The sequence below is a fragment of the Microcystis sp. LEGE 00066 genome (genome assembly GCF_015207925.1).
In the GTDB taxonomy this organism is placed as follows: Bacteria; Cyanobacteriota; Cyanobacteriia; order Cyanobacteriales; family Microcystaceae; genus Microcystis; species Microcystis ichthyoblabe_A.
In genome coordinates this window covers 1-5431 of record NZ_JADEVX010000238.1, presented here as the reverse complement: position 1 = coordinate 5431, position 5431 = coordinate 1, and the positions used below count along the sequence as shown (strand labels likewise).

The following is a 5431-nucleotide window of genomic DNA, read 5'->3' as shown; positions in this document are numbered from 1 at the left end:
AGAGGGAATGCTATCCATCTCGGAATGGTTGGCAAAATCCTCCAGTGTTTTTACTAAGAGTTGTCAAACAATCCGAAACTGGTTTGGAGAAATAATTAGTTATTTCGAGCGAAGGACAACGAATGGGGTGGTCGAGGGAATCAACAATAAACTTAAACTAATAAAAAGAAGAGGCTATGGCTTTAGAAACTTTCGGAATTTTTGGGTTAGAAGTATGTTATCTTGGCATCTTGTCTGTTGATTTAGCATAAAGAGTAACGAAGAGCCAAAAAAGAGAGTAAAAATTGGAAAATTTCCAATCGAAATTGAGCAAGAACAAGCGATTTCACCAGCTTATAGCCAAGGGATTGAACAATTAATTAAACGAGATTTACATCCTCAAGCGTGGAAAGAAAAACCTTTTAATCCTATCCAAGACTTTTTAGGTCAATCTCTCCCCGTTAAAACTCAATTTTATGCTAAGATAGGCTGGACATTTAATAATCGAAATGATGCGGCCATTATCGTCAGTCTTGATAACAAAGCTCATTATATTTTAGTTGTCTTTGGAGATGAAAAAAAGTTTTATCAAGATAAAGAGTTTTTCCCAATTCTTTCACGACAAGTTTATAACCAAATGCTTAAAAAATGACTTAAGAAAAGAATAAAATAGGAGAGAATTCGGGAAAATAAGTAGGTAAATACGCCAATTAAGTTGCAAAGGGCAGTTCAAATGATTCTGGTTCTGATCGAGTTGCCGCCGAGATTATATACATCTGTACTGAATAAAAAAAGTGCAGGACTTTTAGGGTATTTTACCTTTTTCCTATCGGCATTTCAGGCTTTTTCAACATACCCTACTTAACTTTTCGCAATCCTTTAGCAAGATAGGCAACGAAAAAAGCTAACACTCCCGTCATCCCTACCTCGAAATAATTAGTCATGAGAATAGCGGTAAAAAAAAGAAGTAAGATGATTAATATAGTCCGCTTTTGTTCAGATAATTTCATCTCTAATTGCCTCTAATTCGGTTTTAATACTTAATGGTTGATAACCTAAAGAAAAAGCAAGAGAACTATCAAGAGAAACATCCTGCGGACGCGGTGCGCTCATGGGAACATCGCACTGTAAACAGGGTTTTATTTGTTCCCTGCGAAGGTTAAAAACTGCCGCCATTAGTAAACCAAATTGATAACGAGAAACTCTTTCTTTACCCCCCAGATGAATAATCCCTTGCACTTTTTCTAATGCCAAAAGTAAACCATCCACCGCACTATTAACCCCAACAGCCGTCCGATATTCATCGGTAAATAGAGATAATTCTTTTCCCTCTTGCAGGGTTTTTAAAAAGGGTTGCAGAAAACTATTAGCGCTGGGAGAAGGGGAACCAAACATCAACGGCATTCGACAAATAGCTGCCCGAGGATATATTGCTAAAATACCCTTTTCTGCCGCTACTTTTTGCTCACCATAGACACTGACTGGAGAAACGGGATCATTTTCGGAATAGGGGGCATTTCTACCATCAAAAACTAAATCGGTAGAGGTAAAAACTAGGGGTATTTGATATTGACTACATAAACGGGCAATTTCTAGAGAAGCTGTCAGATTAATTGCCTCGGATGCTTGGGGAAATTCTTGACAGAGATTCGGTTTTGATTGGGCAGCCCCATGAATTACCGCATCGGGTTTAATCTGTTGAAAAAGTTCTTTAACTGCGACTAAGTCTGTTAAATTAATTTTAATTAAATTTGGGTCATTACTATTGACATTGTGATTAAGGTATGTACCGAAACTAGCCCAGGATGAGCGAGTTTTTTGGTAAATATGCCAACCTAAAAACCCACTAACTCCAGTGATTAACAGCGTTTTCATAGTTTAGAGATTAAATCCTTTTTCGTAGGCTAAAAACTGCACTTGTGGTTCCAACGGTTCACTAACTAAACCAATTCCTGCAAATCCCCATCGCTGCATTAGTCCCTTTAATTGTGTTCCTGAGAGAGTTTCCACAGAAAAATTATTGGCTAAATCCTGAGCATGGGTGTTGATATAACTTAAAGCATCGTAGGATTCTTTAAACAGAAGCAGATAACTAGCCGGAGTTTCGCTTTCACCTTTTCTCAGACGCGCTACTAGATATTGTCCGTCTTGTTTTGACCTGAGTAAATAATGTGTAGTTGCTAACATAGTTTGTTAAGTAAAAAGTGAAAAAGAAAAAAGAACGTAGGTTGGGTTGAAGCATGAAACCCAACACCATTCCCCCTACTTTAAATCCTCCAATTTAATTCTAGGATCTACAGCTTTGAGAAGTAAATCAGCCAGAAGATTACCGATAATCAACATAGTAGCACCCATCATTAAACTGCCCATAACTAAATACAAATCTTTAGCCGTCACAGCTTGCAGAATTAAACGACCTAATCCGGGCCAGTTAAAGAAAAATTCGGCGATAAATGCCCCACTTAACAAACTAGAAAATTCAAAGCCCAAAAGAGTTATCAGGGGATTAATAGCATTGCGTAAAGCGTGGACATAGATAACTTTATTTTCTGGTAAACCTTTCGCCCTCGCGGTTTGAATATAATCCTGTCGCAGAACATCTAATAATTGTCCCCGCATCAATCTTTGTAATCCCGCAAAACTGGTAACTGTCAGGGCAATAGTTGGTAAAATCATGTGCCAAGCGATATCTAGAAATTTACCAATAGGGGAATATTCCGAATAGTTAATACTGGTCATATCACCCACCGGTAAAAGCGGCGAGACATTTTGGGCGAGAATTAGCAGTAAAAGGGCAGTGATAAAACTGGGGAAACCTTGACCAAGATAACTGATAACTCGGAAAAATTTATCGATAAATTGGTTTTGTTTGACGGCGCTAACAATGCCCAAAGGAATCGCAATCGCCCAGGTTAAAATTATGGAAGTTAAAGACATTAATAACGTCGCTGGAATTCTCTCTAATAATAGGGAAGACACGGGACGAAAATAGGTAAAACTCAGACCAAAATTAAACTGAGTTACCACTTGCCACAACCATTTAAAATACTGGACAATCGGCGGGTCTTTTAAACCAAAAAGGGCAATATATTGTTCTTTAGTTTCCTGACTAATCTTGGGATTCAGGTCAAGCAAAGCCAGAAAACCGCCGGGGGTTAATTGGATAATAGCGAAACTCAAAGCCGAGGCCAACAACAGAGTCAATAAACCCTGGAGAACACGCTTGACAATATACAAAAAAGTTTCGCTAGTTAGGAGAAATTGTAACCCATTAGCACTCGATCGAGCGGTTGCATCCTTATAATTATCATCAGTCGCCGTCATAAGTAATCGTGCCAAGTTAATTTCCTAGTGGGGACTCCAATTCAGGAGACAGGAGATGAATAGTCGCGCAGAATTAATTGCCATTTTTGAGATAGGCACTCTTGCAAGAGTGTTAGCAAAATGTGTAATTAATTCTGCTTGGGTACTTAAAAAAACCTAATAATCGATAATGGTAATAATTGGTAAATCGGGTAATTTTTCCCGACCACCGAGGTCGATTAACTCGATGATAAAGGCAAATCCTAACACCTCACAACCAATTTTTTCTAATAAATCTGCCGTTGCTTTTGCCGTTCCTCCCGTCGCAATTAAATCATCGACAATTAAGACTTTATGATGGGATGCCACCGCGTCCTGATGAATTTCCAGGCTATCGCTTCCGTATTCCAAATCATACTCGATACTGTGAACAGCAGCGGGTAATTTGCCCGGTTTCCGGACAGGAATAAATCCCGCTTCTAATTGGTATGCTAAAGGAACACCAAAGAGAAAACCCCTGGATTCCATACCGACAATGTAATCGGGGGATAAACCGTAATCGCGACACTTTGCCGTTAGGGTATCGATCGTGTAACGTAATCCTTGGGGATGATTGAGTAGGGTAGTAATATCGCGGAAGACAATACCCGGTTTGGGAAAGTCGGGAATATCGCGAATCAGTGATTTCAGATCCATTCGGTTTCCGTGTCTCGTAAAATGGGGGACAGCTAAGTAAGTAGTTATAATTAAATTGAAGATAGATTTTGCCTCTGATCCCCCCTGCCCCCCTTGATAAGGGGGGTGCCGATAGGCGGGGGGATCTGAGAACTTTTAACACCTACCTACTTATATATACAATACAATTTACAATATACTGACTCGATCGCCCTTGTGTTCTAGTTATCCCATATCATGACCTCTACTAGCCTAACGCCCGAATCTACAGCATCAGCCCCAGAAAAACCAGTTATTTTAAGCGTTTTACCCGATTTTCCGATTGCAAGTCAGCAATGCGCCCTACATCTCCAACAGCATATCGATTTAATGCTATTAGCGTTGGAATCCTTGGAAGTCGGCGCTGGGGAGGCCCTGTTAGCCCTCTCTAAAGAACTAGGACTCGATAAAATTGTCAGAAACCGGATTATTTTCTGGCGCTTACGCTGTACTAATCCCTGGCGAATTTCCTACACCCTCGACCGTCTCACCCTTGACCAAGCAAAAGCTTTAGTTATCATTGCCAGTTATCGGGCCAAACCCCTGGCTATATCCATCCGACAATTACTGTTAGCGCGGCAACAGATGGAGTCAAAAGGTTTACCCGTGGATAATAATTTTCTTTTATCAGAATACCTAGAACGATTTCGCTCCAATTTTCGCAGTCGCATGAACCCCCGTCGGGCCAAAGTATCGGTTTATCTAGCTGATGAAAATGCTTTAAATGAACTGGCTTTATCCCTCCTCGATCGGTTATTATTTTGTACTGGTACGACGGGAATGCAGCGCTTTTGGATTAGTTTATTTGATGGGGAGATCGTGTAGAAATGAGAAGACAGTATAGCTTGCCCAATTGCACCCTGATTCTCGATGGTTTCGGCGATGATTTCGCACCAGCTAACCCCGGGGATAGCCGACCTTTACTCTCAATTTTGACTAACGTAGAATGTCGGTTAGTCGGGGCCAATAAAGTCCTGCAAGGTGGTCGGGTTTTCTTGGAAAATTTAGTACAAGCGGTCAGTCAGTATGCCCAAGAATTTTTAAGCGGTGTTCGTCATCCCCAAGACCCCGTCCATGAACCAGATCATGTGTACCTAGAAAAGATTGACCAGAATCTCCATCGTCTGGTCTGGTATCCATCAACGGACTTGAATATCCCAGAAAGTCCAGTCAACATAGAAATCAGTACCGTGCAGTTATTCGATTTAATAGAAGCGATTGACCAATTTTTTGCAGATACTCGCACTTTACCTGACCTAACCCTGAAATTACAGCCGGTTTCCCGTCGCTACCATAAGGTTAATGAATCGGTGGCCAGTCGAACAGTACCTTTTTTGGCGGGATTAGGCAGTCTTGTCGCTTGCGCCCTACTTTTCTATCTGTTACCCGTCCCCCAAGTCCGTAAACCCGAAAATCCCCCCATTCCCGCCGCTTC

General features: G+C 40.8%; 8 protein-coding genes. 3 read left to right on the top strand and 5 right to left on the bottom strand.

Translation table 11 applies throughout. From position 1 onward, the window contains the following. The coding region (locus IQ224_RS21235) for a transposase (RefSeq protein ID WP_194032751.1) at nt 1–241 on the top strand (241 nt) is incomplete at its 5' end. Between the two features lie 595 nt (nt 242–836). Here the strand turns inward: IQ224_RS21235 and IQ224_RS21230 are convergent. The 5 genes from IQ224_RS21230 to IQ224_RS21210 form a co-directional block, all read right to left on the bottom strand. Then, the gene (locus IQ224_RS21230) at nt 837–989 is read right to left on the bottom strand and encodes a hypothetical protein (protein WP_002742070.1); all 153 of its coding nucleotides are present in this window, start codon (nt 987–989) and stop codon (nt 837–839) included. Continuing rightward, nucleotides 976–1854, bottom strand: coding sequence for an NAD(P)-dependent oxidoreductase (locus IQ224_RS21225; protein WP_002742071.1), 879 nt, complete (start codon nt 1852–1854; stop codon nt 976–978). The genes IQ224_RS21230 and IQ224_RS21225 overlap by 14 nt, the downstream gene beginning before the upstream one ends. Nucleotides 1855–1857: 3 nt before the next feature. Next, nucleotides 1858–2166, bottom strand: coding sequence for a hypothetical protein (locus IQ224_RS21220; protein ID WP_002737657.1), 309 nt, complete (start codon nt 2164–2166; stop codon nt 1858–1860). Nucleotides 2167–2241: 75 nt separating this feature from the next. Then, the gene (locus IQ224_RS21215; protein ID WP_002742072.1) at nt 2242–3303 is read right to left on the bottom strand and encodes an ABC transporter permease; all 1062 of its coding nucleotides are present in this window, start codon (nt 3301–3303) and stop codon (nt 2242–2244) included. Between the two features lie 156 nt (nt 3304–3459). Then, nucleotides 3460–3978 (bottom strand): adenine phosphoribosyltransferase, encoded by a 519-nt coding sequence (locus IQ224_RS21210; protein WP_002742074.1) that lies wholly within the window; start codon nt 3976–3978, stop codon nt 3460–3462. A 216-nt stretch (nt 3979–4194) separates the two neighbouring features. Here IQ224_RS21210 and IQ224_RS21205 point away from each other — a divergent pair, with 216 nt between their 5' ends. Together IQ224_RS21205 and IQ224_RS21200 are read left to right on the top strand one after the other, a co-directional pair. Then, nucleotides 4195–4821 (top strand): DUF3038 domain-containing protein, encoded by a 627-nt coding sequence (locus tag IQ224_RS21205; RefSeq protein ID WP_002742075.1) that lies wholly within the window; start codon nt 4195–4197, stop codon nt 4819–4821. Nucleotides 4822–4823: 2 nt separating this feature from the next. After that, a partial coding sequence (locus IQ224_RS21200) for a DUF4335 domain-containing protein (protein WP_194033466.1) occupies nt 4824–5431 on the top strand: 608 nt, incomplete at its 3' end.

Coding starts and splice junctions, on each gene's coding strand:
- IQ224_RS21230 (WP_002742070.1), bottom strand. CDS start 989: ATGAAATTATCTGAACAAAAGCGGACTATATTAATCATCTTACTTCTT.
- IQ224_RS21225 (WP_002742071.1), bottom strand. CDS start 1,854: ATGAAAACGCTGTTAATCACTGGAGTTAGTGGGTTTTTAGGTTGGCAT.
- IQ224_RS21210 (WP_002742074.1), bottom strand. CDS start 3,978: ATGGATCTGAAATCACTGATTCGCGATATTCCCGACTTTCCCAAACCG.
- IQ224_RS21205 (WP_002742075.1), top strand. CDS start 4,195: ATGACCTCTACTAGCCTAACGCCCGAATCTACAGCATCAGCCCCAGAA.
- IQ224_RS21220 (WP_002737657.1), bottom strand. CDS start 2,166: ATGTTAGCAACTACACATTATTTACTCAGGTCAAAACAAGACGGACAA.
- IQ224_RS21215 (WP_002742072.1), bottom strand. CDS start 3,303: ATGACGGCGACTGATGATAATTATAAGGATGCAACCGCTCGATCGAGT.